The sequence below is a fragment of the Bacillus sp. 01N42_2 genome (assembly GCF_056399565.1).
The window spans coordinates 31,070-56,407 of sequence record NZ_JBFTRO010000005.1; the positions used below are offsets into that span (position 1 = coordinate 31,070).

26 protein-coding genes are annotated in these 25,338 nt (G+C 47.2%); 21 read left to right on the plus strand and 5 right to left on the minus strand.

Annotated elements, in window-relative coordinates; genetic code table 11:
- The first annotated feature begins 20 nt into the window (after nucleotides 1-20).
- From AC1DN5_RS12395 to AC1DN5_RS12430, 8 genes are all read left to right on the plus strand, one after another.
- Complete coding sequence (locus tag AC1DN5_RS12395) at nucleotides 21-1,616, plus strand: MFS transporter (protein WP_016938431.1); 1,596 nt, start codon at nucleotides 21-23, stop codon at nucleotides 1,614-1,616.
- A gap of 24 nt (nucleotides 1,617-1,640) precedes the next feature.
- Complete coding sequence (locus AC1DN5_RS12400) at nucleotides 1,641-2,174, plus strand: NAD(P)H-dependent oxidoreductase (RefSeq protein WP_064778284.1); 534 nt, start codon at nucleotides 1,641-1,643, stop codon at nucleotides 2,172-2,174.
- A gap of 12 nt (nucleotides 2,175-2,186) precedes the next feature.
- Nucleotides 2,187-2,558 carry a hypothetical protein gene (locus tag AC1DN5_RS12405; RefSeq protein WP_016938429.1) on the plus strand — a complete coding sequence of 124 codons (372 nt, stop codon included), beginning with the start codon at nucleotides 2,187-2,189 and terminating at the stop codon, nucleotides 2,556-2,558.
- 119 nt (nucleotides 2,559-2,677) lie between these two features.
- On the plus strand, nucleotides 2,678-3,445 hold the full coding sequence (locus AC1DN5_RS12410) for a hypothetical protein (RefSeq protein WP_366969636.1): 768 nt from the start codon (nucleotides 2,678-2,680) through the stop codon (nucleotides 3,443-3,445).
- A gap of 2 nt (nucleotides 3,446-3,447) precedes the next feature.
- Nucleotides 3,448-3,825, plus strand: a complete 378-nt coding sequence (locus AC1DN5_RS12415; RefSeq protein WP_049628808.1) for a GntR family transcriptional regulator — start codon at nucleotides 3,448-3,450, stop codon at nucleotides 3,823-3,825.
- Nucleotides 3,815-4,531, plus strand: coding sequence for an ABC transporter ATP-binding protein (locus AC1DN5_RS12420; protein ID WP_366969635.1), 717 nt, complete (start codon nucleotides 3,815-3,817; stop codon nucleotides 4,529-4,531). The genes AC1DN5_RS12415 and AC1DN5_RS12420 overlap by 11 nt, the downstream gene beginning before the upstream one ends.
- A complete protein-coding gene (locus AC1DN5_RS12425; protein WP_188153840.1) occupies nucleotides 4,532-5,449 on the plus strand; it encodes an ABC transporter ATP-binding protein in 918 nt (305 codons plus the stop codon).
- A complete protein-coding gene (locus tag AC1DN5_RS12430) occupies nucleotides 5,442-6,389 on the plus strand; it encodes an ABC transporter permease (RefSeq protein ID WP_188153841.1) in 948 nt (315 codons plus the stop codon). Before AC1DN5_RS12425 ends, AC1DN5_RS12430 begins: the two co-directional genes overlap by 8 nt.
- A gap of 85 nt (nucleotides 6,390-6,474) precedes the next feature.
- On the opposite strand, the gene cspB is transcribed toward AC1DN5_RS12430, so the two are convergent.
- The gene (cspB, locus tag AC1DN5_RS12435) at nucleotides 6,475-6,675 is read right to left on the minus strand and encodes a cold shock-like protein CspB (protein WP_003155376.1); all 201 of its coding nucleotides are present in this window, start codon (nucleotides 6,673-6,675) and stop codon (nucleotides 6,475-6,477) included.
- Nucleotides 6,676-7,648: 973 nt separating this feature from the next.
- On the minus strand, nucleotides 7,649-8,728 hold the full coding sequence (locus AC1DN5_RS12440) for a GGDEF domain-containing protein (protein ID WP_366969634.1): 1,080 nt from the start codon (nucleotides 8,726-8,728) through the stop codon (nucleotides 7,649-7,651).
- Between the two features lie 151 nt (nucleotides 8,729-8,879).
- Here AC1DN5_RS12440 and AC1DN5_RS12445 point away from each other — a divergent pair, with 151 nt between their 5' ends.
- On the plus strand, nucleotides 8,880-10,271 hold the full coding sequence (locus AC1DN5_RS12445) for an L-cystine transporter (protein ID WP_366969633.1): 1,392 nt from the start codon (nucleotides 8,880-8,882) through the stop codon (nucleotides 10,269-10,271).
- 207 nt (nucleotides 10,272-10,478) lie between these two features.
- Here the strand turns inward: AC1DN5_RS12445 and AC1DN5_RS12450 are convergent, their stop codons facing one another.
- Complete coding sequence (locus AC1DN5_RS12450) at nucleotides 10,479-11,078, minus strand: hypothetical protein (RefSeq protein WP_366969632.1); 600 nt, start codon at nucleotides 11,076-11,078, stop codon at nucleotides 10,479-10,481.
- 144 nt (nucleotides 11,079-11,222) lie between these two features.
- On the opposite strand from AC1DN5_RS12450, the gene AC1DN5_RS12455 reads away from it, so the two are divergent.
- Both AC1DN5_RS12455 and AC1DN5_RS12460 read left to right on the plus strand, forming a co-directional pair.
- Complete coding sequence (locus AC1DN5_RS12455) at nucleotides 11,223-11,765, plus strand: YhcN/YlaJ family sporulation lipoprotein (RefSeq protein ID WP_016938420.1); 543 nt, start codon at nucleotides 11,223-11,225, stop codon at nucleotides 11,763-11,765.
- A 124-nt stretch (nucleotides 11,766-11,889) separates the two neighbouring features.
- The gene (locus AC1DN5_RS12460) at nucleotides 11,890-12,792 is read left to right on the plus strand and encodes a hypothetical protein (RefSeq protein ID WP_188153843.1); all 903 of its coding nucleotides are present in this window, start codon (nucleotides 11,890-11,892) and stop codon (nucleotides 12,790-12,792) included.
- Here the strand turns inward: AC1DN5_RS12460 and AC1DN5_RS12465 are convergent, their stop codons facing one another.
- Nucleotides 12,793-13,455, minus strand: coding sequence for a spore coat protein (locus AC1DN5_RS12465; RefSeq protein WP_045927061.1), 663 nt, complete (start codon nucleotides 13,453-13,455; stop codon nucleotides 12,793-12,795).
- A 192-nt stretch (nucleotides 13,456-13,647) separates the two neighbouring features.
- Here AC1DN5_RS12465 and AC1DN5_RS12470 point away from each other — a divergent pair, with 192 nt between their 5' ends.
- A complete protein-coding gene (locus tag AC1DN5_RS12470; RefSeq protein WP_366969631.1) occupies nucleotides 13,648-15,681 on the plus strand; it encodes a 5'-nucleotidase C-terminal domain-containing protein in 2,034 nt (677 codons plus the stop codon).
- Nucleotides 15,678-16,274 carry a class D sortase gene (locus AC1DN5_RS12475; RefSeq protein WP_366969630.1) on the plus strand — a complete coding sequence of 199 codons (597 nt, stop codon included), beginning with the start codon at nucleotides 15,678-15,680 and terminating at the stop codon, nucleotides 16,272-16,274. The genes AC1DN5_RS12470 and AC1DN5_RS12475 overlap by 4 nt, the downstream gene beginning before the upstream one ends.
- On the opposite strand, the gene AC1DN5_RS12480 is transcribed toward AC1DN5_RS12475, so the two are convergent.
- Nucleotides 16,271-17,179 carry an RluA family pseudouridine synthase gene (locus AC1DN5_RS12480; protein WP_366969629.1) on the minus strand — a complete coding sequence of 303 codons (909 nt, stop codon included), beginning with the start codon at nucleotides 17,177-17,179 and terminating at the stop codon, nucleotides 16,271-16,273. The genes AC1DN5_RS12475 and AC1DN5_RS12480 overlap by 4 nt on opposite strands.
- Nucleotides 17,180-17,289: 110 nt before the next feature.
- On the opposite strand from AC1DN5_RS12480, the gene AC1DN5_RS12485 reads away from it, so the two are divergent.
- The 8 genes from AC1DN5_RS12485 (at nucleotide 17,290) to glpK (ending at nucleotide 25,283) form a co-directional block, all read left to right on the plus strand.
- Complete coding sequence (locus tag AC1DN5_RS12485; protein WP_366969628.1) at nucleotides 17,290-17,685, plus strand: DUF5365 family protein; 396 nt, start codon at nucleotides 17,290-17,292, stop codon at nucleotides 17,683-17,685.
- A 130-nt stretch (nucleotides 17,686-17,815) separates the two neighbouring features.
- A complete protein-coding gene (locus AC1DN5_RS12490; protein WP_016938414.1) occupies nucleotides 17,816-18,238 on the plus strand; it encodes a CBS domain-containing protein in 423 nt (140 codons plus the stop codon).
- A 128-nt stretch (nucleotides 18,239-18,366) separates the two neighbouring features.
- Nucleotides 18,367-19,056 (plus strand): HAD family hydrolase, encoded by a 690-nt coding sequence (locus AC1DN5_RS12495; RefSeq protein WP_016938413.1) that lies wholly within the window; start codon nucleotides 18,367-18,369, stop codon nucleotides 19,054-19,056.
- Nucleotides 19,049-20,587 (plus strand): bifunctional GNAT family N-acetyltransferase/carbon-nitrogen hydrolase family protein, encoded by a 1,539-nt coding sequence (locus tag AC1DN5_RS12500; protein ID WP_016938412.1) that lies wholly within the window; start codon nucleotides 19,049-19,051, stop codon nucleotides 20,585-20,587. Before AC1DN5_RS12495 ends, AC1DN5_RS12500 begins: the two co-directional genes overlap by 8 nt.
- 244 nt (nucleotides 20,588-20,831) lie before the next feature.
- Nucleotides 20,832-22,184, plus strand: a complete 1,353-nt coding sequence (locus tag AC1DN5_RS12505) for an aspartate aminotransferase family protein (RefSeq protein ID WP_095241035.1) — start codon at nucleotides 20,832-20,834, stop codon at nucleotides 22,182-22,184.
- Nucleotides 22,185-22,200: 16 nt separating this feature from the next.
- Entirely contained in the window at nucleotides 22,201-22,776 is a 576-nt protein-coding gene (locus AC1DN5_RS12510; protein ID WP_366969627.1) for a glycerol-3-phosphate responsive antiterminator, read from the plus strand.
- 172 nt (nucleotides 22,777-22,948) lie between these two features.
- Complete coding sequence (locus AC1DN5_RS12515) at nucleotides 22,949-23,776, plus strand: MIP/aquaporin family protein (protein WP_016938409.1); 828 nt, start codon at nucleotides 22,949-22,951, stop codon at nucleotides 23,774-23,776.
- 16 nt (nucleotides 23,777-23,792) lie between these two features.
- Entirely contained in the window at nucleotides 23,793-25,283 is a 1,491-nt protein-coding gene (gene glpK / locus AC1DN5_RS12520; RefSeq protein ID WP_366969626.1) for a glycerol kinase GlpK, read from the plus strand.
- Nucleotides 25,284-25,338: the final 55 nt, after the last annotated feature.

A 25,338-nucleotide genomic window follows, 5' to 3' on the forward strand; every position in this document is an offset into this window, starting at 1 on the left:
ATGAAGGGAGGTTGTCTTAGGTGGCTAAATCAGATAATCAAGTAAAAAGTCCTAAAACATTGCTTATTGTGCTTATGGCCGGGTTATTCCTGGCGATCTTGAACCAAACGCTTCTTAACGTGGCGATGCCGCACTTAATGACCGAGTTCGGTGTGAGTGCGACGACGATTCAGTGGCTGACGACCGGATACATGCTGGTCAACGGTGTTTTGATTCCGTTATCGGCCTTCTTAATTACCCGGTTCGGGCAAAGAAGCCTCTTTCTCGTAGCCATGTTCTGTTTTACAGCGGGAACGTTAGTCTGCGGAATCGCGCCTAACTTCTCAACCATGCTGATCGGCCGGTTAATTCAGGCGGTCGGCGGCGGTATCTTGCAGCCGCTGGTCATGACAACCATTCTGCTTATCTTCCCGCCTGAAAGCAGGGGGAAAGGAATGGGGATTTTCGGTCTTGCGATGATGTTTGCTCCGGCGGTCGGACCGACTCTTTCCGGCTGGATCATCGAGCATTACACATGGCGCATTATGTTCTACGGCCTTGTTCCGATCGGGGCGATCGTTATTGTCATAGCGTTTTTCCTCTTTAAGAACTTGGTGGAACCGCAAAAAATCAAACTCGACAGCTTGGGTGCGATTCTGTCCATTGTCGGATTCGCCTCATTGCTTTACGGAGTCAGTGAAGCGGGAAGCGACGGCTGGGGAGACCCGATCGTTCTGTCTACCGTTATTGTCGGTATCATCGCGATTGCCGCGTTTGTCATTCAGCAATTGCGCTCTGAAAAACCGATGCTTGACTTCCGGGTATTTAAATATGATATTTTCTCACTTTCCAGTGTGATTAACATCATTATTACCGTTGCGCTTTACACAGGAATGTTCCTGCTTCCGATTTATCTGCAGAACTTAGTCGGCTTTACGGCGCTGCAATCAGGCCTCTTGCTATTGCCGGGCGCGATTGTCATGCTGATCATGTCGCCGATTTCCGGTATTCTGTTTGACAAAATCGGTCCGAGACCGCTTGCGATCGTCGGGCTGGTCATTACGGTCGCAACGACATTCCAGTATACAAAATTGACAATTGACACACCTTATACGCATATCATGCTTGTCTATGCCATCCGCGCATTCGGTATGTCACTGTTAATGATGCCTGTAATGACAGCCGGAATGAACCAGCTTCCGGCACGGTTGAACAGCCACGGCACGGCGATGAGCAACACGCTCCGCCAGATCAGCGGTTCGATCGGAACAAGTTTGATCACAACGATCTATACGAACCGCACGACGATGCATTATTCGCAGATTGCGGATAAAACAAGCACGGCAGATCCAAGCTTCATGCAGTCGTTCCAAAGCGCGGTTTCGAATTTAATGGTCAACATGAACATGTCGCTTGATGCCGCGAAACAAACCGTTTATGCCTATCTCTACAAAACGGCTTCACTTAATTCCAACGTTATGGGAATTAATGACGCGTTTATGTGGGCGACGATCTTTGCGGTTATCGGTGTAGTCTTGAGCCTGTTCTTGCGTGACGTACGGAAAGACAAACAGCGGGCGAAGAAAAAAGAGGAGCTGTCATTGCTTCCGGCCCCTAAAGAAGTGAAGGAATCTTAATCATCTGAATGGGAGGTTTCCTGAATGAAAATTTACGTAGTGTACGATAGTGAAGGCGAACACACAAAATACCTTGCCGAAGCCATTGCGGAAGGAGCAAGAGAAAACGCTGATGCTGAAGTCTTGATTGACCATGTTGATCAAGCCGACATCCGCAAGCTGAAAGACATGGATGCGATTATCTGGGGATGCCCTGGACACTTCGGCACCATCAGTTCAGGCTTAAAAGCGTGGATCGACAGACTCGGCTATTTGTGGGCTGAGGGCGAACTGATTGATAAAGTCGGCGCCGTATTCTGTACGACTGCGACAACCCATGGCGGATTAGAAATGACAATGCACAATCTGATCACTCCTATGTTTCACCAAGGCATGATTGTTGTCGGTCTTCCCGGCAACGTTCCTGAAAATGCGCTGTACGGTTCTTACTACGGCGCGGGCGTCACATGCCCGGTTGACAGCGATGTGCTGATGACGGAAGAAGGCCTTCAATTAGGCCGAGCGCTTGGCAGACGTGTCAGCCAGGTCACAGGTAATCTAACTGCCGGACGACAGTAAGGAGAGGGTTATATGGCCATTATTATAGCGGTTATTGCTGCTGTCATTGTGATTGCACTTCTTATCACATTCAATGTCCGCAGCACTTCTGCAGGACAGGATGTCAAAGAAGAAAAGAGAGAAGCGATCGGCACTACAGCCGAACAGCCGGAAAAGCATGATCCGGCCGAGGAACGCTCAGCCGAGCATGTTCCCGTCGTTGTAAAATCTGAATCTCCCCGCGAGAAAAAGAATACAATGGGCGATGATGTGTACCGTCAGGCGCTTCAGAAGTTCAAGACTTCTGAGACGGATCAGGAAACAACAGATCCCGAAAGCGGCGGCAAAATGCAGGATAGCAGCTATCGTGATGCGCTGCTCTCCTTAAAAAACAAAAAGAAGTAACGGAAAAGGCAAATCTGCGTAAGAGCGGATTTGTCTTTTTTTTATTGAAGATATTGTAATTTGTGATGATCTAGTGTACTATGTGACTCATACACTGGTCCCGAATGGAGAGAGAAAGAATGACATCGTTTTTAGGTCTGCTGAAAAAAGATGCGAAGGTTTCATGGGTCTGGCTGGCGGTTTGGGTTTGCGGCATGCTCTTCTGGGCGGCGGCAGCCCACGTTATTGCTGTCCGTCAGAAAGAACCGCTCGTCATTTTCGGCTTTTTTGCGGCAATGGGGTTTTTTCAATTTCTTGCGGCGCCGCTTTTTATGTACTATCACCTCCACAAAGAAGGGAAAAATCAGCTGTGGCTTTACAATCCGAATGGCGGGTTTTATCTGCTGGCTTCCAAGCTGACGGCCTCACTGCTGTATCAGTTTATCGGGCAGCTGGCGCTGACCGGCTACGGTATTTGGATGTACCGGATGCTTGCTGCAAAAGGAGCGCTGGAACACACCATTCCCCTGGCCGGCACATTAACAGGACTGAATGCTTACCTGCTGATCAGCTCAGCGTACTTATCTGTGATCGTGGCCGTATTTTGGACTGTTTTTCACTCGTTAAAACATTTCCCCGTTCTCCGCTGGGTGATCTGCATCGTGCTTGCGTTTGTCTGGGCCTATATTGACGATAAACTCATTACGCCTTTCACTTCATCTCAACATGATTTATGGCCGGTAAAAGTGTATGCGAATTTTGAAATCCATTATACAAAATTGGCCGGCTGGACGATGGAGCTGAAGGCCGTCCACATCTCGCTTTTCAGCTTCCTGGCTGTGATTGTGCTTGCGGCGCTCTGTCTCGCGCTGGCCTCAATGCTGCTGAATCGCAAGGTTGAGGTGTAATGATGAAGCGTGAATTTCAATCATCAAAGCCGATTTATCTGCAAATTGCCGACCGTGTATATTACCGGCTGATACGAAACGAGCTTTCGCCGGGTGACAAACTGCCGTCCGTAAGAGAGATGGCCGTGCAGATGAAAGTGAATCCGAATACGATACAAAGAACGTACAGTGAAATGGAAAGGCTGGGGATCGTGGAAACGAGAAGAGGACAGGGAACCTTTATAGCTGAAAGACCCGATCTGAAAGAAGAGCTGAAAGACAGGCTGACAAAAGACGTATTCAAACGCTTTATTCAGGAAATGGCGGAGCTTGGGTTATCTCCTGAAGAAATGCTCGACGGGATCAAACAATATGCGGAGGAAGCAGACGATGAATCTTGATTTTGAACACGTTACAAAAAAATACGGCCGCAGGCTCGCGGTCAGCGATGTATCATTTTCATTGTCTTCGGGTAAGATCTACGGAATATTAGGACCGAACGGAAGCGGTAAATCAACAACGCTGAAAATGCTTGCCGGGCTTGCATTTCCCACCTCGGGTGCTGTTCGGATCGGCGGACGTGCCGTAAGCCGAAACATGCTTTTTCGTACGGCTTATTTAACCGAACATGATACGTTTTTCGCCCGGACGACTGTCGGTGATATGCTCACATTTTATCATTCACAATTCCCGGATTTTCAGCTGGAAAAAGCACGGAATCTATTATTGGAAATGAATCTCTCAGCGGAGCAGAAAATAAAAGAGCTGTCTAAAGGCAGCCGGGGCAGGCTGAAAATCGTCCTGGCCCTGTCGAGAAAAGCATCCGTCATTTTGCTGGACGAGCCGTTTTCCGGTCTGGATCCGGCGGTCCGGGAGTCAATCGTCAACAGTCTCGTATCGTATATTGATTTTGACAGTCAGATCGTCGTCATCGCCACACATGAGATCGATGAGATTGAGACGCTTTTGGACGAAGTGATGGTGTTCAGAAAAGGGAAAATCGCTGAACGGCGTGAAGTCGAAGAGCTCAGGGAGCAGGAAGGAATGTCCGTACTGCAATGGTATAAAAGCATTATGCAGGCGTACGAAAAAGAAGGGGGATTCTAATTGGAAACAGTATTGGAATTGCAACAGGTAAAGAAAACGATTAAAGGACGAACGATTATTCATGATCTGAGTTTCTCCGTCCGGGCAGGCGAAGTGTTTGGGTTTCTGGGACCGAACGGAGCGGGGAAAACGACTACGATCAGAATGATGGTCGGATTAATGAAACTGTCTCAGGGAGACATCGTAATCTGCGGGGAATCCATTACGAAAAACTATGCAAAAGCGGTCAGGCACGTCGGAGCCATCGTGGAAAACCCGGAGCTGTACAAATTCCTGAGCGGCTATAAAAATTTACAGCAGTACGCAAGAATGGTAAAAGGCGTTACGAAAGAAAAAATAGATGAGGTCATCGAGCTCGTCGGATTACAGGACAGAATTCATGACAAAGTAAAGACCTATTCTCTCGGGATGAGACAGCGCCTCGGCCTTGCTCAGAGTCTGCTGCATAACCCGAAGGTGCTGATTCTGGATGAACCGACAAACGGCCTTGACCCCGCCGGTATCAGGGAAATCAGAGACCATCTGAAAAAGCTGACACGGGAAAAAGGAATGGCGGTTATCGTCTCGAGCCATCTGCTGTCCGAAATGGAATTGATGTGCGATCGAATCGGCATTTTGCAAAAAGGAGAGCTTGTTGATATTCAAAAGGTAAGAGATGAAGGAACAGAAGAAAAAGATACATACTTTTTCCATATTGAACAAAGGGAAGAGGCGCTTGCCGTCCTGAGTCAGTTTGACTGTGTGAAGAAGACAAGCGGCTTTGAGATCAAGCTGTCAAAACAGGAAGTGCCTGATGTGATTTCACTTCTCGTCCGTGAAAATATCCGCTTATATGAAGTGAAAATCATAACAAGATCTTTAGAAGACCGTTTCCTGGAAATTACCGGCGGGACGAAAGAGGAGGCTCAATATGCTTAAACTGATCTATAATGAATGGATTAAAATCTTCAGCCGTGTCGGGACATGGGCTATGATTGTGATTTTAGGCCTTGCGATGACCGGATTTGCACTTCTGTCAAACCATTTCACCTCTAGCGACGCCAATCCAAATTGGAAACAGGAGCTCCAGGCTGAAAACAAAGAAATGAAACAGCAGATGAAGGAAACCGGAAATCAGACGCTCATTGATAACCTGAAACAGAATGTCGCGATAAATGAATACCGTATGGATCATAACCTCCCCGAGGATACAGGGTACACAGTGTGGTCATACGTAGCCGATTCTTCGATGATGACAGTTTTGACCGGCCTGTTCACGATTATCATCGCAGCAGGCATCGTGGCGAATGAATTCAACTGGGGAACCATCAAACTGCTGGCCATCCGTCCGCTCAGCCGTTTTCAAATTTTGCTTTCTAAATATATGACGGTGCTGCTGTTCGGACTGCTGATGCTTGTGATTTTATTTGCCGGTTCCGCTCTGTTGGGATTGCTCTTTTTCGGTACAGGCGGAGATACTGCGGCCAATGTTCATCTCGTATACAAAGACGGCCGTGTTTTTGAACAAAATATCATCGCCTTTCTCGCTAAAACATATATCTATGAATCAGTCTCCGCTTTTATGCTTGCGACGATGGCGTTTATGCTGTCTGCAGTATTCCGAAACAGCTCATTAGCGGTCGGATTTTCTATTTTTCTATTGGTTATGGGCAACACGGCGACTGTATTTCTTGCCACGAAATTTGAATGGACGAAATATATTTTATTTGCGAACACGGATTTGTCGCAATATATGAACGGTACTCCTTTAGTAGAGGGGATGACGATGACATTTTCGGTTGTGATGCTTGTGATTTACTTCATTATTTTTATGGCGCTCGCATTCGGCGTCTTCTTAAAACGGGATATTGCTACCTGATGTAAAAAAGCTGTTTTGCCTAGGCAAAACAGCTTTTAGGTATAAAAAAACCGCCGGCTTGCACCGGCAGGTTTTTTTAAGACATTTATGCTTTTGTTACGTTAGCAGCTTGTGGTCCGCGGTTTCCTTCAACGATTTCGAAAGAAACAGATTGGCCTTCTTCTAAAGTTTTGAAGCCTTCGCCTTGAATAGCAGAGAAGTGAACGAATACATCGTCTTGACCTTCTACTTCGATGAATCCGAATCCTTTTTCAGAGTTGAACCATTTTACTTTACCTTCTAACATGAAATTTCCTCCTAAAGCGACATAACGCTTAAATTCACTATTCTTGCTCTAAAACAAACTTCCAAGACGAAAACTCTTGCAAAACTTTCTTCTTAAAGATAGTTCGAACAAAAATAATTACCTTTACTCTACCAGTAATCCGGAGAAAAAACAACTGCTAAATGTAACTTTTTTTGAAATAACATTTTTTAAGTCGAAATCGCGCGGATACGGAAGGCTGATCTGAGATTGAACAGCACATTTTGCAGCTCATAAAAGCCGCTCTCTACAACCTTAACTTAATCATGAGCCCGAATGCATGGTGCAGTGCTGCACTGCAAATAAAAATAGGGAGGGAGTAGGTCATCTTGAAGCTGCGGATTATAAAATAGTCTGCTTCTCTTCATTTTGACCATGCCGCTTACTTCATGCCATGCTCCCGCTTGAAATCGAGCCATTACTATCAGAATCAATGTATGTCATCCATTTATCTGGGGATTTGTTGCAAAAAAGTCGGAGAGGAAGGATTGAAACTTTCATTGGTAACATTTCGGATTATGCCCAGGCTGATTTGGCACATTGTCGGCGGGGATTTTGATGCAGATACATTTCAAACCGTTGCTTATTTTAAAAGTTTGCCGACTATTGGAAAAAAGAAGCTGCCCCTTTAGGAACGACGTATGCGGCGTGTATTCGGCATTTATTCCAAGCAGTATAAACGGCTGAAGGATATACCGGACGGAGCGGTGATGATCGTGTCTGATGAAACGGCGGGCTGATTACGTAGAAAAGGCGTGAAGCAGCAGTTTTCACCAAAAAAAGCAGGATTTCATGCGGAAAAGGACGCGCTGATCTGGTCGGCGCAGAAGATAAAGTTGATAAGCGGATGCAAAAACTCCTGTCTTTGTATCGAATATCAGGGCAGCCTGATTCCCGTTTTCCAGGCGGGCGCCGTTGTCACTGAAAAGAAAGAATGATTCCCCCTCTGCGGCGATCATTCTTTTTTTTCAGTGCTGCACACTTGATTGCGTCCTGAGGTTTTCGCTTTGTACAGCATCCGGTCTGCGATCAGAGGCAGGGTCTGCGGATCCGCCGTATTTGTCGGATAGTGCGCGATGCCGATAGAAACGGTCACGAAAATTGTATCTCCGCTCGTCAGCAGAATCGGGTTCCCGTCCATCGTCTGCCTGATTTCTTCTGCGAGGTGAAGCCCTTTTGTATACGTGCAATTCGGTATAAGCACCGCAAATTCTTCGCCGCCGATACGGGCTGACGGATCAGAACTGCTGATTAAGAATCTCAGCCGCGTCCCTAGTTCTTTCAGCACTTGATCACCTTCATAATGGCCGTATTGATCATTGATCTGTTTAAAGTGATCAATATCTAAATAAATAAGCGCAAGCTGAGATGAGGCTGATTGAGATGCCCGGTCGTACAGGAGGCGCGAGATCTCCTCGAACTTTCTCTTATTAAAAATCCCAGTCAGAAAATCATAATTCGCTTGAAACTTGTATTTCTTGAATAAAAGGCGGGCATCGGCTTCGTGTTTGATGATATACAGTGACAGCATTCCGCCCAAAGTGGAAATGAGCCAATAATAAACGAGGGTCCCGGCAGGCTGTTCAGGCACAAGCAACAGCAGCGTCAGGGTGAAAATAACGTTTGAGAAAAGCAGCATAACGAACGCCTTTTTGCGATCCGGCTTTTTTCCTCTGAGGACGGCCACAGAAAGTATGGCAATAATCCCGACTGCTGCAATGGAAAAAATGGCGCTGGCATTGAAATTGATCAGGATACGGCCTGCCACGATAATCGCAAAGGCAACTGCCGTAGACACCCAGCCTCCGTAAAGAGCGGCGATGATAATCGGGATATTTCTGAGGTCAATGATAGAATCAGAGTAAGAAAAGCCGAAAGCAATCAGAAAAACCCCTAAAAGCCCGCAAGCCGCCCCCTTCAGTAATTGAAACATCGGACGGTCTTCTTTATACGACAGCGACTCTTTAAAAAGAAGGGTGAAGAGATAATTAAATGTGATTAAAATCGTCAAATTAAGAAACAGTTCCTTCAGCATAACAATCACCCTTATATAAGTTACTAAAGAAAGGGTGGAAAGAAAAGAGAAAAGTCTATAAAAATACATATATTGTAAAATCATACTTGACCGATCGGAATTCATATAATATAGTGTTTAAGGATAATGAGCAAGGGAGTGTTTACCTGTTTTGGAGAATTTATTTGTAGTCTTACATGTTTTCATTATGCTTTTGCTTATAGCAGGTCTGTTTGTGATGCAAAAAAAACACGTTTCCTTTTCTAAACGTGTCTTTACCGCGCTCGGATTAGGCATTGTATTCGGTTTTGCACTGCAATTGATTTACGGGCCGGCTTCACATATCGTGACACAAACAGCTGATTGGTTTAATATCGCCGGCGGCGGTTATGTCAAGTTGCTTCAGATGATCGTCATGCCGCTTGTCTTTATTTCCATTCTGGGCGCATTTACGAAGCTGAAACTGACCCATAACATCGGAAAAATCAGCGGCCTGATCATCGGAATTTTGATCGCCACGACAGCAATTGCCGCGGCAGTCGGAATTGTTTCGGCGCTTTCTTTTGATCTGAAGGCCGTTCATATCGACCAGGGAAGCACTGAGCTATCAAGAGGCCAGGAGCTTCAGCAAAAATCGGAGGATATGACGGCTAAAACGCTTCCTCAGCAAATCGTTGAGCTTCTGCCGGGAAATCCGTTTCTTGATTTCACCGGGGCCAGACCGACTTCCACCATCGGAGTCGTTATTTTCGCCGCTGTTCTCGGCATCGCTTTCCTTGGCGTGAAACGGAAGCAGCCGGAGCACGCCGCGACATTCAGCGGAATTGTCGATGCGGTTTACGCGATTATTATGCGCGTCGTGACATTAATTTTAAGACTGACGCCTTACGGGGTGTTGGCGATTATGACGAAAACGATCGCGACAAGCGACATCGACAGCATTGTGAAACTGGGGATGTTTGTGATCGCATCATACGCCGCGCTCATCGTCATGTTTATCATTCACTTGCTGCTGATTACGTTCAGCGGTTTAAATCCGATCACATACGTGAAAAAAGCATTTCCGGTCATGGTGTTTGCGTTTACGTCCCGTTCAAGCGCAGGGGCTTTGCCGCTCAATATTAAAACACAAAAAAGCATGGGCGTACCGGAAGGAATTGCGAACTTCGCCGGTTCATTCGGCTTATCGATCGGTCAAAACGGCTGTGCCGGCATTTATCCGGCAATGCTCGCGATGATGATTGCGCCGACAGTGGGGCAAAATCCGTTTGAACCCGGATTTATTATTTCGGTCATCGCGATAGTGGCAATCAGTTCGTTCGGTGTAGCAGGCGTAGGAGGCGGCGCGACATTTGCGGCTCTTCTCGTCTTATCCGCTTTAAACATGCCTGTCGCGCTTGCCGGGCTGCTCATCTCAATTGAGCCGTTAATTGACATGGGGCGCACTGCCTTAAATGTCAGCGGCAGCATGACCGCGGGACTGTTAACAAGTAAAATGACGAAGGAAACCGATACCTCGGTTTACAATGATTCCTCAATCGTCATTGAAGCTGAAGAAGCTTAATAAAAAGAGGATCATCAGCAAAAACCAGCCATGGCGATCACTTTGCTGTGAGCCGCACTGCATGGTTAGCAAGATCTTTCCTCAATCTGAAAAGCCTTAACTTCACCTGAAGTTAAGGCTTTTTTAGCGGGAAGCAACATTATCCGCTCCCCGGCATTGTGATTAAGGGAACTTCTTCAAATCGTTAAAAAACGAATTCGCGTATTTTTAATGATTTCCGGGTTCCAGATCTTCCAGCATATTCATTACGGTGCTGTCATTTAAAACATTTACCGCGCTTTCTTCAAAGTGAATCGGCTCCGTATAGTGAGGCTTTGCCGGAGTCTCTTTTCTGCGGTCTGCCTGTCCGTCCGTATGGCTCCGGCTGTGTTCATGAGACGATGAAGATGAGCCGGAGTGTTGGCGGGAAGTCTGCTCATGCCGCTGTCCGCCGGATTCTCCGCCGAAAGCCTGCTTAATCATCTCGGCAGGCTGCATGGAGCCGTCTTGTGAGTGCCGGGCTTTGTCAGTGTGCCGCTGTCCGCCGGATTCCCCGCCGAAAGCCTGTTTGATCATCTCGGCGGGCTGCATGGACCCGCTTTGTGAATGCCGTGCTTTGTCCGTGTGCTGCTGTCCGCCGGATTCTCCGCCGAAAGCCTGCTTAATCATTTCGGCGGGCTGCATGGAGTGTGCGTCATCTTTATGCTGCGTTCGGCCTGAAACCATTCCGGTGATTTTGCGGCGGATTTCCGGTGATAAAGCTGCAATCAAAAGTGATGAGCCGATCAGCAGCGCTGTCGGGCTGATGCCTCTTTTTTGTCTGAACAAGTTAAATCCCTCCTCATTCTATTGATTACATTTATCTTTTCCTTTCCTTCTGATATTTATCCAAACCGCTCAGAATGCAAACGGCATGCATAAATCCAGCCGAATAGAAAAACCTATACGTAAAGTGAGAAAGGAGGAATTCACATGATAAAAAAACAAGCAGTTATCTCTGCCCTTCTTCTGCCGATGCTGATTACCGCAGGGTGCAGCATGGGAAACCAGGGAGAAGGAAAACGAAATGACAACCGCACCCAAAATGTAAATTACCGCAACACGCCTAACGACGGTGCGACAAATATGAATACAGGGAACCGTCATAACCAAAACACCGCAGATCACAATAACAACCGTAACCTGAGGGTTGCTGATAAAGCCGCAGACAAGGTGACTGATCTGAAAGAAGTTAAAAATGCAACTGTAATCGTTGCCGGAAACAGCGCTTATGTTGCCGTTGTTTTGACAAACGGGCAAAAAGGCGCCATTGCCAACCATTTGAAAAATAAGATAACCGATAAGGTGAAATCAGCCGATAAACATGTCCGGACAGTATATGTATCAGCGAATCCGGATTTCGTGGAACGTATGCAAGGCTACGGAAAACGAATCAAAAACGGTCACCCGGTATCCGGTCTGTTTGATGAATTCGGCCAAATGGTGCAGCGTGTATTCCCAAACCCCAATAAATAAATGAATGAATAGAAAAGCCGCATTTGCTGCGGCTTTTTTATTTTATCTGCCGTCACGGCCAAACCTTCCGGCGCATAAAGTAAAGAATGAGATGAAAAATTGAAGGATCGGGGAGGGAGCTTGTTTGCGTGACGGCATGGGGAAACGGGCGGCATTCACTCTGATCCTGTGCGGAGTCCTTGTCATATTGGCTGTCAGTTCAGCCGTTTCAGTAAGTTTGATGTACGTCCTGTCAGGCCAAAACAGCCGCTCTGTTCCGACGAAGGAACAAGTGACTGAACACATGAATAAAGAAATTTACAAACATACAGCGATTTACTATACGGCGGATGAAAAACCGCTCTTGGATCTGACCAAGCTTACGTTAGACTACGCAAAGCGTATCAATCAAATCATTGTCGGCTATAAAGGAACAGCGCCTCTTGAACTTATTTTCTTTGCGGATGAAGCTGAAATTGAGCAATATTCCGGCTTGAAAAACGTAGTCGGTTTTTATTCAGAGCAGGAGCAGATGATGGGGCTTTTGCCTGAAGAGAAAAAACAGCTTTTGAAAAAAGATGAGCTGGCCGTTTTTATGTATAAACAATTGATTATACATGAATATACGCACTATGCGTTTCATCAAAAAACGCGGCAAATGGGAACGTCTACGTCTGAATTTCCGCTTTGGTTTCATGAGGGGCTGAGCGAATGGGTTGCGCATTATGATGTAGTCATTGATCCGATTGCATTTTCCGTCGTGCCGTTTGATCAATTAACGACCGACCGAAAATGGCAGAAATCGCGGATGGAATATGAGACGGATGTATATTTGCAAAGCTTCTATATGATAAAGGATTTAACCGATACATTCGGAGAAGGCATTATCTTAACCATTATCAACAAAACCGCCGAAACACAGGATTTTGAAAAAGGCTTTGAAGCAGCCACCAAAGAAACCCTGAAACAGTTTGAACGTGATTTCACAAAAACATATGAAAAAAAGAAAACGGCATTGGAGAGTCGGGTATCCAACGCCGTTTCTTAATCAATGCAGGTTTTGCTGCTGTCCCGTTTGTCCTTTAATCGGAGGCATTTGCGGCTGTCCCTGAGCCGGCCCGAATGAATTCAGCATCGTCTGCATATCTTGTGCATTAAGCTGAGGAACCTGATAATAACCGTGTTTGTTTTGGTACAAGAAGATTTCAAATGCCATTTCAACATATTGCTGAATTTGGGCGGAGAGCACTCTTCTTGTCACGGGATTGGTCATTTCAAGCGAGCTCATCGTCAAAAGAGAAGCTTGAGCTTTAATCAGGCCGAGCATATGACCGCTTATCCCGAGATCTTTGACATCATTTAATGATTGATTCGGTTTTTTCGGCTGTGTCGGTTTTATGCCGTACACGGCTTGGTTCTGTTCCTTCATCATATATGTCGAAGTTTCCTGAGAAGGCTTTTGGCCGGTCTTAAAGCATTCTGCCGTCAGATTATAAAGTCCGAGAATGAATTGGTATTGGCGGTCAAGAATATCCGCCAGCTGCTGATCCTGTATAAATTGTCTGAGCATCATAAATTGATCCAGGACGCCGACTGTTCCGGCCAGGACTTCATGCATATCGAAAAGCTCATGTCCTCCATGATTCACTTGCGGTGAACCCGGCATCCCCTGATTTACTGGCGGCTGCTGCTGATTCTGCTGCTGTTCCACTGATTGTTTTCCTCCTTCATGTCAAATCATCATTAAGATGTGAAAAAAGCTGATCCGTTATACATGAGACCGATTTCGTTACATGGGGACTATTTACTATTTTGCGCCAATGAAGACAATCTTTACAAAAAAGTGGTGTGATTTTTAAGAAAATAAGCTAACGTATTTCTTAGAAGACAAGGGGGGAAATGAATGAAGAAAAAAAGGGGGATGCGTCTTTCGTGCTGTGTGCTGATGGTTTGTTTTATGGTCTCCGGCCTGAAAGATGCGGCAGCAATCGGAGAAGCCGGACCGCTGAATGAGAGTAGAACGGATAAGGCGTATGAAGAGCAGCAGACTGAAGACACCGGCCGTGTCCCGCTCAGAATCATCAGCATGAATGATCTGCACGGAAAAATTGATCAGCAATATGAGCTTGATCTTAACGGAGATGGTAAACCGGATGGCACGTTCGGCCGAATGGATTACGCTGCGGCGTACATTAAAAAAGCAAAAGCCGAAAAAGAACACGCCTTCGTGGTGCATGCGGGCGATATGATCGGGGGCAGTTCTCCCGTGTCAGCCCTTTTTCAAGATGAACCGACAGTAGAACTGATGGAAGACATCGGGTTTGACGTGGGGACTGTCGGCAATCATGAATTCGATGAAGGAACAAATGAGCTTAAACGGATCATCAATGGAGGAGATCATCCGGACGGGAAGGGGACAAGCGGTTATGACGGCCAAAATTTCCCGCTCGTCTGCGCCAACTGTAAACTGAAATCAGGTGAGTCCTTTCTTCCGCCGTATGAAATCAAATACGTTTCCGGAATTCCGGTTGCATTTATAGGAGTTGTAACCAGATCGGCAGCAGGAATGGTCATTCCGGACGGAATTAAAAACATCACGTTTACGGATGAGGTAAAAGCCGTCAATGACGCCGCCGCTGACCTGAAGAAAAAAGGAATTAAAGCCATCGCCGTGCTCGCCCATATGTCTGCTGAACAAAACGGCAGTGCGATCACGGGAGAAGCCGCAAAGTTTGCCGGCGGGACAGACTCAGAGATTGACGTGATTTTCGCCGCGCACAATCATAAAGTCGTAAACGGAGAAGTCAACGGCAAGCTGATCGTGCAGGCATTTGAATACGGAAAAGCAATCGGAATCGCCGATCTTGAACTTGATAAAGAGTCGAAGGATATCGTGAAAAAATCAGCGGAAATCCAATATATCGACCAAAGTAAAATCAAGCCGGACCCGGATGCGGCAGGCATATTAAGCAAATATGAAGAGAAAGTGAAACCGATTATCAGCGAAACGGTCGGGGAAGCGGCCCATGATATAACGGGCGGCTATTCAAATGACGGCGACACGGCGCTTGGAAATCTGATTGCCGACGGTATGAAAACGAAGATGAAATCCGATTTTGCGCTAATGAATGGCGGCGGCATCCGGGACGGCATAAAAAAAGGGCCGATTACATGGGGAGACCTTTATAATGTTCAGCCGTTCGGCAATGTGCTGACAAAGCTTGAAATCAAAGGAAAAGATTTGCGGGAGATCATCAATGCACAAATTTCTCCGGTTTACGGACCGGATTACAGCATCAGCGGATTTTCCTATACATGGAACCCGGAAACCGGAAAAGCGATTGATATGAAAATGGCGGACGGGACAGACATACAGCCCGAGAAAGGATATACATTAACAGTCAATCAATTTATGGCAACGGCAGCGGGGGCAAAATACGGCCCGATCGGGAAACTCGGCAAGAATCCGGTGACGGGGCCTGAGGATTTGGAAGCGACAGTAGACTATGTCAAAAGCTTTTCCGCTCCGATTTCTTATCAAACCGACGGCCGCATCCGCACGGCATCAGCAACCGAAACACCTGATGACACCGGCAGTCAGCCGGGAAACGGGGAAACACCGGGCGGCACCAGACCCGATAAAACAGAAAAACCCCAAGCGGAAAAACCCGCTAAAAACCCGGATGCTGCAAAACAGCCTGATAAAGCCAAAAAGCCAGAGCGTCCCGTTATAAAAGAAACAGCTTCCGAAACCTGTCCGTCATCGGCTGCAAATCCGGAAAAAAGCACAAAACAGACTGAAAGCGGCTCACAAAAAGGCCGCCCGTTGCCTGATACTTCAGCGGGCAGCTATCAGACGGCACTGGCCGGACTGGTGATCACAGGCGCCGGCGTATACTGGCTTTTCAGAAGGAAAAGGAGAACCCGTACACCATGAATAAACTGAAACACATTCCGCTTCTTGTCATCATTATCGGTGTCATCGTCACATGCTATGGAAGCTGGAAGATCGTCGATTCACATATGAAGACAAACCAATCGCTTGAAGAAGCAAAAAAAGCGGCTGAACCCGTTCTGGCAAAGAAAGAAACGAATAGAGCGGCTTTGGCGCAGCGCAAAAAAGAATTTCATCCTAAAACAGGTGAAGCAAGCGGTATTTTAGAAATCCCTAAAATCGATGCTGAGCTCCCGATCGTGGAAGGGACTGACGCAGACGATTTAGCAAAAGGCGTCGGCCATTACAAAGACAGCTTTTATCCGGATGAACACGGCCAAATCGTATTATCCGGCCACAGGGACACGGTGTTCCGACGGACCGGCGAACTGAAAAAAGGAGACAGGCTGAACGTGATGCTGTCTTACGGCGCGTTTTCTTATAAAATCAGCCATACAAAAATCGTCAGCCGGGGTGATACGTCCGTCATCACCCTTCAGCATGAGCGGGAGGAACTGATCCTGACCACTTGCTATCCGTTTTCTTACATCGGAAATGCACCGAAACGATATATTATATATGCTTACCCGGTTTAAGAAAAATACGTGTCGGCAAAGTGTGCCAGATCAACGGGCATCGGCGCTTCGGCAATGATTTCTTCTCCGGAGATCGGATGAATGACACTTACCTTTTTGGCGTGAAGCGCCTGTCTGTGAAACAGCGCCCGGCTTCCGCCGTACAGATCATCTCCCGCTAACGGATGGCCGATGCTTGCCATATGCACTCTGATTTGATGTGTTCTTCCGGTTTCCAATTCAAGCTCGATCAGAGAAAGCCGCGCGCCGGAATGATAGCCTTGTACCTTGTAATGGGTAACGGCGGCTTGGCCGCCGGGTGAGACGCGCCGTCTGACGGAATGTGACCTGTCACGGCCGATCGGCGAATCAACCGTGCCTTTTTTCGGCGTCACCTTTCCTTCCGCTGCAGCGATATAGGTGCGTTTTAATGTTTTGGTTTCAAGCTGCCGGTCGAGGATGGCATGAGCCAGGCGGTGTTTGGCGAAAACGACTGCACCTGACGTGTCCCGGTCAAGCCGGTGAACGTGGCGGACTTTCGCTTGTTCGCCGTTGATTTGAAAATGGTAAGCGATCAGATTGCTGAGGGTTCCGGTCTGACCCTCTTCATTCGGATGAGTCGGCATTCCCGCCGGCTTATTTGCAATCAGCATATGATTGTCCTCAAATAAGATTTCCGCTTCCCCGTATTCCGGGATCACCGATGACTCCGTTTTTTCCTGAAGATCAATGAACAGGCGGTCTCCGGTTTTCAGGATGATGTTGTTTTTGGGAGATGTGCGATTGACCTGAATGCTTTCTTGGTTCATCCATTCGGTTATCACGGGTTTAGATGCCTGAAATTCTGATTTCAGGACTGAAAACAGCCATTGTCCGGCGTGCTTTTCCGTTATCAGAAGTTCCAGCCCGCGGTCATTTTGTTTCATATCATAAAGCTCCTTTTTCAAACGGAAAGCGGCTGTTTCAATAGGAAACACTTACCTTAGCTTTCGCGTTTTTTTCTGTGCTATTCTTGATAAAGATTAAGGATATTCACATGGCAAGAAAGGTGATTGATGTGAGAATTGTCAACGCAGCGACTGACGGACAAGAAAGCGCGATACAAGAGCTTTCCTCTGAATTGTTCCAAAATGTCTTTCCTCTTTATTTCTCCGAACTGGAAATTCAGCGCTTTAAAAAAAGGGGCGTATTGTCTTTACAAAACCAACTTTACCAAGGAACGTTAAAAGAAGCATTTCAAATTATGGCTTGTCTGCAAACGGTACATATCATGCTGTCAAAGCCGCACGCGGTATATGATGCCAAAGAGCGTGCGCTGTTTGATAAAAATTGCGCTTTGCTGAATGATTGCGGAATGAATTTTCCGTTTACCTATGATGATTTCGAGACGGGAGCCGAATCAGAAGCCTGCGGTTACAGAAGGCTGATCTGATGGATGTAAAGAGCCTTTTTACAGGCTCTTTTTTGCTTCTTTGACATGATACCACAATTTCTTTCCTCTAACTCCCTTTATAATGAGACAAATCCCCGAGCATAATAAATGGCGAAAGGGGTGCTTTACAATGAGTTCAATCAAACAATCAATGACTACCCACGTGGCTACCGTTTCTCCCAATCAAACGATTCAGGAAGCGGCCGCGCTGATGCATCAGCATAATGTCGGAGCGATTCCCGTCGTTGACGGAGGGGAATTAAAAGGAATGCTGACAGACCGTGATATCGCATTGAGAACAACGGCTCAAGGCCGCGACGGCCAAACACCTGTTTCGCACGTGATGTCTTCTAAAGTAGTATCCGGAAACCCGGAGATGAGTCTTGAAGAGGCGTCACACCTGATGGCCCAACACCAAATCCGCCGCCTTCCCATTGTTGATCAAAATCATTTGGTCGGGATCGTTGCGCTTGGAGACTTAGCGGTCGATCAGCGTTCAAACGAGTCTGCGGGAGCAGCTCTTTCTAATATTTCCAGCCAAAACTCACAGTAACGGATCAAGAGAGCTTGCATTCATGCAGGCTCTTCTTTCCGTCCGAATGTTACATTTTGAACGCGGAAGAAATTCACGGTATAGTGTATACATAGGTCACAGTACGTTAACTAAAGGAGCTGTAAGCAGTGATAAAAGCATTAATCTTTGATTTTGACGGGTTAATTTTAGATACAGAAACCCATGAATATGAAGTGCTGCAAGAAATGTTTGAAGAACACGGATCGACATTGCCTTTATCTGTCTGGGGAAAGGTGATCGGAACGGCCGCGGGATTTAAGCCGTTCGCGTATTTAGAGGAGCAGCTGGGAAGAAAGCTCGATCATGACGAACTGACGGCGATCAGGCGCGCTCGCTTCCAACAGCGGATGAAAACGGAAACGGCGCGTCCCGGAGTGGAGGCTTATTTAGCCGCGGCGAAAGAATTAGGATTGAAGGTGGGGCTTGCTTCAAGCTCAGATTTCAAATGGGTATCGGGCCACCTGAAGGAGTTAGGCCTGTTTGATGAATTTGAAGTGATTCAGACGGCGGATGACGTAGAAGAAGTGAAGCCGAATCCGGAACTCTATTTGAAAGCGGCGGAACATTTAGGCGTCGAACCTTCCGAATGTCTTGCCTTTGAGGATTCCGTCAATGGCTCAATCGCAGCCAAACGCGCCGGCATGAAATGTGTGATCGTACCGAATAAGGTAACAAGCACCCTGTTGTTTGAAGAATACGATCACAGACTCGAATCGATGGCGGAAATGGAACTTGAATTACTTTTACAGCGCTTGAACAATCAAAACGAATCGGCAGGGGGAAGCGGCATTGTCTGAGAAACTTGATCTGACCCGTTTTGAAAAGAAAATGGTCATACGGAACATGGAAGAGAAAGATATCAATAAAATTATTGAGCTGCAAAAGGATTGTTTCCCGGGGATGGAGCCTTGGGAGCCTGAGCATTTAATCAGCCATCTCGCGCATTTTCCGGAAGGTCAGTTTTGCGCCGAGTATGAAGGGGAAATTATCGGATCATGCTCCAGCCTGATCATCAATTTCGATGAATACGATGACCGCCACACATGGCAGGACATTACAGACGACGGTTACATCACGAACCACAATCCGGACGGAATGAACCTGTACGGAATTGAAGTGATGGTGCATCCGGCATACAGACGGATGAAGATCGGACATCGGCTGTATGAAGCGAGAAAAGACCTGGCGAGACGATTAAACCTGAAAAGCATCATTATCGGCGGACGGATTCCGAATTACCATAAATATGCGGAAGAAATGACGGCGAGAGCCTATGTCGAACAGGTGACGCGCCATCAGATTTATGATCCGGTGCTTTCCTTCCAGCTGATGAACGGATTTACGCTCATGCGGATCAATCCGAATTATCTCCCGGATGACACCGCGTCCATTAAATATGCGACATTAATGGAGTGGAACAATGTCGATTACCTGCCGCAGTCGAAGCGCTATTACAAATCGGCATTTCCGGTGCGTATTTGCGTCATCCAGTATGAAATGAAAAAGATTTATTCCTTCGAGGAATTTGCCAATCAGGTTGAATATTATGTGGATGTGGCTTCCGATGCAAGATCTGATTTCGCGGTATTTCCGGAGATTTTCACGACGCAGCTCATGTCATTCCTCGAGGAGCGTTCTCCGAGTCTTGCCATTCAGAGGATTACCGAATATACAGAGGACTATATCAGCCTCTTTACAGATCTCGCGGTGAAATATAATGTCAACATCATCGGCGGCTCCCACTTCGTTGAAGAAGAGGGGAAAATTTATAACATCGCTTACTTATTCAGACGTGACGGCACGATTGAAAAACAGTATAAGCTTCACATTACGCCGAATGAGCGGAAATGGTGGGGCATCAGCGCCGGAGACAGAGTGCGCGTATTTGATACGGACTGCGGAAAGATCGCCATTCAGATCTGCTACGATATCGAATTTCCGGAGCTTGCGAGAATTGCCGCGGATCAAGGGGCGAAAATTATCTTTACGCCGTTCTGCACTGAAGACCGCCAAGGCTACTTGCGCGTAAGATACTGCTCTCAGGCAAGAGCGGTTGAAAACCAAATTTACACTGTCATCTCAGGTACGGTCGGGAATCTGCCGCAAACAGAAAATATGGACATTCAATACGCACAGTCAGCCATTTTTGCTCCGTCTGATTTTGAATTTGCCAGAGACGGAATCGTCGGTGAAACGAACCCGAATATCGAAATGGTTGTGATCGGGGACGTTGATCTTGAAATCTTAAGAAGGCAGCGTGAAAACGGAACCGTGCGCCAGCTGAAAGACCGGCGCAAAGACATCTACCGGATTACGCATCTTAAATGAAGAAAGCCCGCTTCGGTTTAAGGAGCGGGTTTTTTTTATAAAAATACTTGCACCGTCCCCGGTTTCGGGATATGCTCTTGTAGCCCTTTCGCTTTCTGGGAGAAAGCGTTTTTTTAATTGCCGCCGCTTTATTGACTCGCCCATGCCGCGCCTTTATATTCTTATTAAGAGGAAAACTTCACCAAGAGAATCGGCGTCAGAAGCCGGGCAGCTTTCGATACAGTGCAATGATATTGAAAGGGAGATGAGCGGTGTGGAACATGTACAAAAAAATCAGTCACTCAAACAAAAGGATAAAGAGCTGATTTGGCACGCGATGAAAGGGGCGGAGCCGGATGACAGCATAATCGTCCAAAAAGGGGAAGGCGCCTGGGTTACGGACATTGATGGCAGGCGGTATTTGGACGGCATGTCAGGACTATGGTGCGTCAATATCGGATACGGGAGAAAGGAGCTTGCCGATGCGGCTTACAGCCAATTGAAGGAGCTTCCTTATTATCCGCTGACCCAAAGCCATCAACCTGCGATTGAGCTTGCGGAAAAACTGAATGAATGGCTCGGCGGCGATTATGTAATCTTCTTTTCCAACAGCGGATCGGAAGCAAATGAAACCGCGTTCAAAATTGCCCGCCAATACCACATTGAAAACGGCGATCACAGCCGCTTCAAATTCATCTCCCGGTACAGGGGCTATCACGGCAATACGATGGGGGCGCTCGCCGCTACCGGCCAGGCGCAGAGAAAATACAAATACGAGCCGCTCTCCCAAGGATTTTTGCATGCGGCGCCGCCTGATCTCTATCGGAATCCCGCCGATGCTGACACATTGGAAAGCGCACATGAAATCGACCGGATCATGACGTGGGAATTAAGCGAAACGATTGCCGGCGTTATTATGGAACCGATTATTACAGGCGGAGGTATACTGATGCCCCCAGACGGGTATATGGCAAAGGTAGAGGACATTTGCCGCCGCCACGGCGCGCTGCTTATCAGTGATGAAGTCATCTGCGGTTTCGGCCGCACGGGAGAGCCGTTCGGATTTCAGCATTACGGCGTTTCACCGGACATCGTCACAATGGCAAAAGGCATCACGAGCGCTTACCTGCCGCTGTCGGCGACGGCGGTGAAACGGGAGATTTTTGAAGCGTATTCGGACGGTGAGCCGTACGGCCGTTTCCGGCACGTGAATACATTCGGAGGCAATCCGGCAGCCTGCGCCCTTGCTTTGAAGAACTTGCAATTGATGGAGGACGAAAATCTGATCGCCCGTTCCCGTGAGCTTGGCGAAAGGCTGCTCCGGGAGCTTCAGCCGCTCAGAGAACATCCCGCGGTCGGAGATGTACGGGGAAAGGGCCTTCTTGCCGGCATCGAGCTCGTAAAGGACAAAATCACGAAAGAACCCGCTGATGCCGCCGCTGTCCAGCACGTCATCACCGCCTGTAAGAAAAAAGGCCTGCTCGTCGGGAAAAATGGCGATACCGCAGCGGGATATAATAATGTCATTCAGCTATCACCGCCTTTCTGTCTTTCTGACGAGGAGCTTTCTTTCATCATTTCGACGGTCAAAGAAAGCGTGCTGAGCATTGATTTTTAATGTAAAGGAGTAAAACATGAGTTTTCACAACCAGCAGATTTTACCGGCTATCCGGAATATGAAGCAATTCGATGCATTTTTAGAAAGTCCGTTCTTATACGGCGTTATTTTAGATATTCACCTTGGTCAATTAAAAGGTGTCGTGAATGAAGCGAAAAAAAACGGAAAACACCTGATGGTTCACGTCGATTTAATTCACGGCATTAAGCATGATGAATACGGTGCGGAATTCATTTGTCAGGACATCCGGCCCGCCGGCATCATTTCAACGAGATCGGCCGTCATCGTCAAAGCGAAACAAAAGAAAATATATGCGATCCAGCGTCTGTTTCTCTTGGATACGAGCGCGATGGAAAAGAGCATGGAATTCGTCGGGAAGCATAAGCCTGACTTTATCGAGGTCCTCCCGGGCATCGTTCCGACTTTAATCCGGGAAATTAAAGAGATGACGGGCATTCCGATTTTTGCCGGCGGCTTTATCCGCACGGAGCAGGATGTTGAAAACGCTTTGCAGGCGGGGGCCACGGCGGTGACGACTTCAGACACCGAGCTGTGGGCTAAATATGAACATTCTATGACAAAAAAAGATTGACACCGCTTACACCCATTGTTACAATAGACCTAGGTTAATACTATGTGATGGAGACCCGGAGACCCACAACAGCTCTTTACGGCAGCAATAAAGCGTAAAGCGGTCTGTTGTGGGTTTTTTATTCTCTATAACTCTGTCAAACCTGCTATTATGTCATTTAGGAGGAATGATGATGACAGCATTTTGGGGAGAAGTAATCGGTACAATGCTGCTTATTATTTTCGGGGGCGGCGTTTGTGCGGGAGTCAATTTAAAGAAATCGCTTTCATACCAATCCGGATGGATTGTTGTTGTATTCGGCTGGGGGCTTGGAGTAGCCATGGCGGCATATGCTGTCGGCGGAATCAGCGGCGCTCACTTGAATCCGGCTTTAACGATAGGCCTTGCGCTTGAAGGCAGTTTTCCTTGGAAAGAAGTCCCTGTCTATATTGCTGGACAGATGATCGGAGCAATGATCGGTGCGGTTATTGTGTATCTTCATTATCTGCCGCATTGGAAGGCGACGGATGATCCGGCGGCTAAGCTGGGCGTTTTCTCGACCGGCCCGAGTATTCCTCATACATTTGGGAATATGATAAGTGAAGTCATTGGGACGTTTGTGCTTGTGCTCGGCATTTTGGCGATCGGAGCGAATGAATTTACAAAAGGGCTGAACCCGCTGATTGTCGGATTCCTCATCGTGGCCATCGGAATTTCTCTCGGAGGAACAACCGGGTATGCGATCAACCCTGCGCGGGATTTGGGGCCGAGAATCGCACACGCCTTTCTGCCGATTCCGAAAAAAGGGCCGTCAAATTGGAAATATGCCTGGATTCCCGTTATCGGTCCGATCATGGGCGGTGCGTTCGGCGGCGTATTTTACAATGCCGCGTTTAAAGGAAATGTGACATCTAGCTTTTGGTTTGTAAGCGTTATAATGGTTGTATTGCTTTTTATACTCTATGTTTATACCAAGAAATCTCAATCACGAAAAACATTATCAAATTCTGAATATATTTAAAAAGGAGAGCGGCATCATGGAGACCTATATTTTATCAATTGACCAAGGCACAACAAGTTCAAGAGCGATTCTTTTTAATAAAGAAGGAAAAATCGTGCATTCCGCTCAAAAGGAATTCACACAGCACTTCCCTCAGCCGGGCTGGGTGGAGCATAATGCGAACGAAATCTGGGGATCGGTGCTCGCCGTTATCGCGACTGTGATCTCTGAGTCCGGAATCAGCGCGGACCAAATTTCCGGCATCGGCATCACGAACCAAAGGGAAACGACGGTCGTATGGGATAAAGATACCGGAAAGCCGGTATACAATGCGATTGTGTGGCAATCGAGACAAACATCCGGCATTTGCGAAGAGCTTCTTGAAAAAGGATATAATGATACATTCAGAGAAAAAACGGGACTTCTGATCGACCCTTATTTCTCAGGAACGAAAGTCAAATGGATTCTTGACAATGTAGAAGGCGCGCGGGAAAAAGCGGAAAACGGAAATCTGCTTTTCGGAACGATTGATTCATGGCTCATCTGGAAAATGTCCGGAGGCGCGGCTCACGTAACGGATTATTCCAACGCTTCAAGAACGCTGATGTTTAATATCCATGAATTAAAATGGGATGACGAGCTGCTTGACATTTTAGGCGTGCCGAAATCAATGCTGCCGGAAGTGAAACCGTCTTCTCATGTGTACGCGAAAACGGTTGATTATCATTTCTTCGGCAAAAATATTCCGATTGCGGGTGCGGCCGGAGACCAGCAGTCAGCGCTGTTCGGTCAGGCGTGCTTTGAAGAAGGCATGGGGAAAAACACATACGGCACAGGCTGTTTTATGCTCATGAATACCGGAGAAAAAGCCATTACTTCAGAGCACGGCCTTCTGACGACGATCGCCTGGGGATTAGACGGAAAAGTCGAGTATGCGCTGGAAGGAAGCATCTTTGTCGCAGGTTCTGCCATCCAATGGCTGAGAGACGGCATGCGGATGTTCCATGATTCGAAAGAAAGCGAGACATACGCAGAGCGTGTGGATTCCGCAGATGGTGTTTATGTCGTGCCCGCTTTCGTCGGACTGGGCACACCGTACTGGGACAGTGACGTGCGCGGCTCAGTTTTCGGCCTGACACGCGGAACGACGAAGGAGCATTTTATCCGGGCTACGCTTGAATCTCTCGCTTATCAGGCGAAAGATGTGCTTGATGCCATGGAAGCTGATTCAGGCATCTCTTTAAAAACTTTGCGTGTAGACGGCGGAGCGGTTAAAAATAATTTCCTTATGCAGTTCCAAAGCGACTTGCTTGATGTGCCGGTCGAACGTCCGGAAATTAATGAAACGACGGCGCTCGGTGCCGCGTATTTGGCCGGAATCGCTGTCGGCTACTGGAAAGACAGCACTGAAATCGCCGATCAGTGGAATCTGGATAAGCAATTCAAACCGGAAATGGAAGATGAAAAACGCGATGAATTGTACGGCGGATGGAAAAAAGCAGTAAATGCAGCTATGGCTTTTAAATAAGATAAAATTATGATATACTGAACACAAGTTAATAGGAACGGTCCTGAGATGAGGA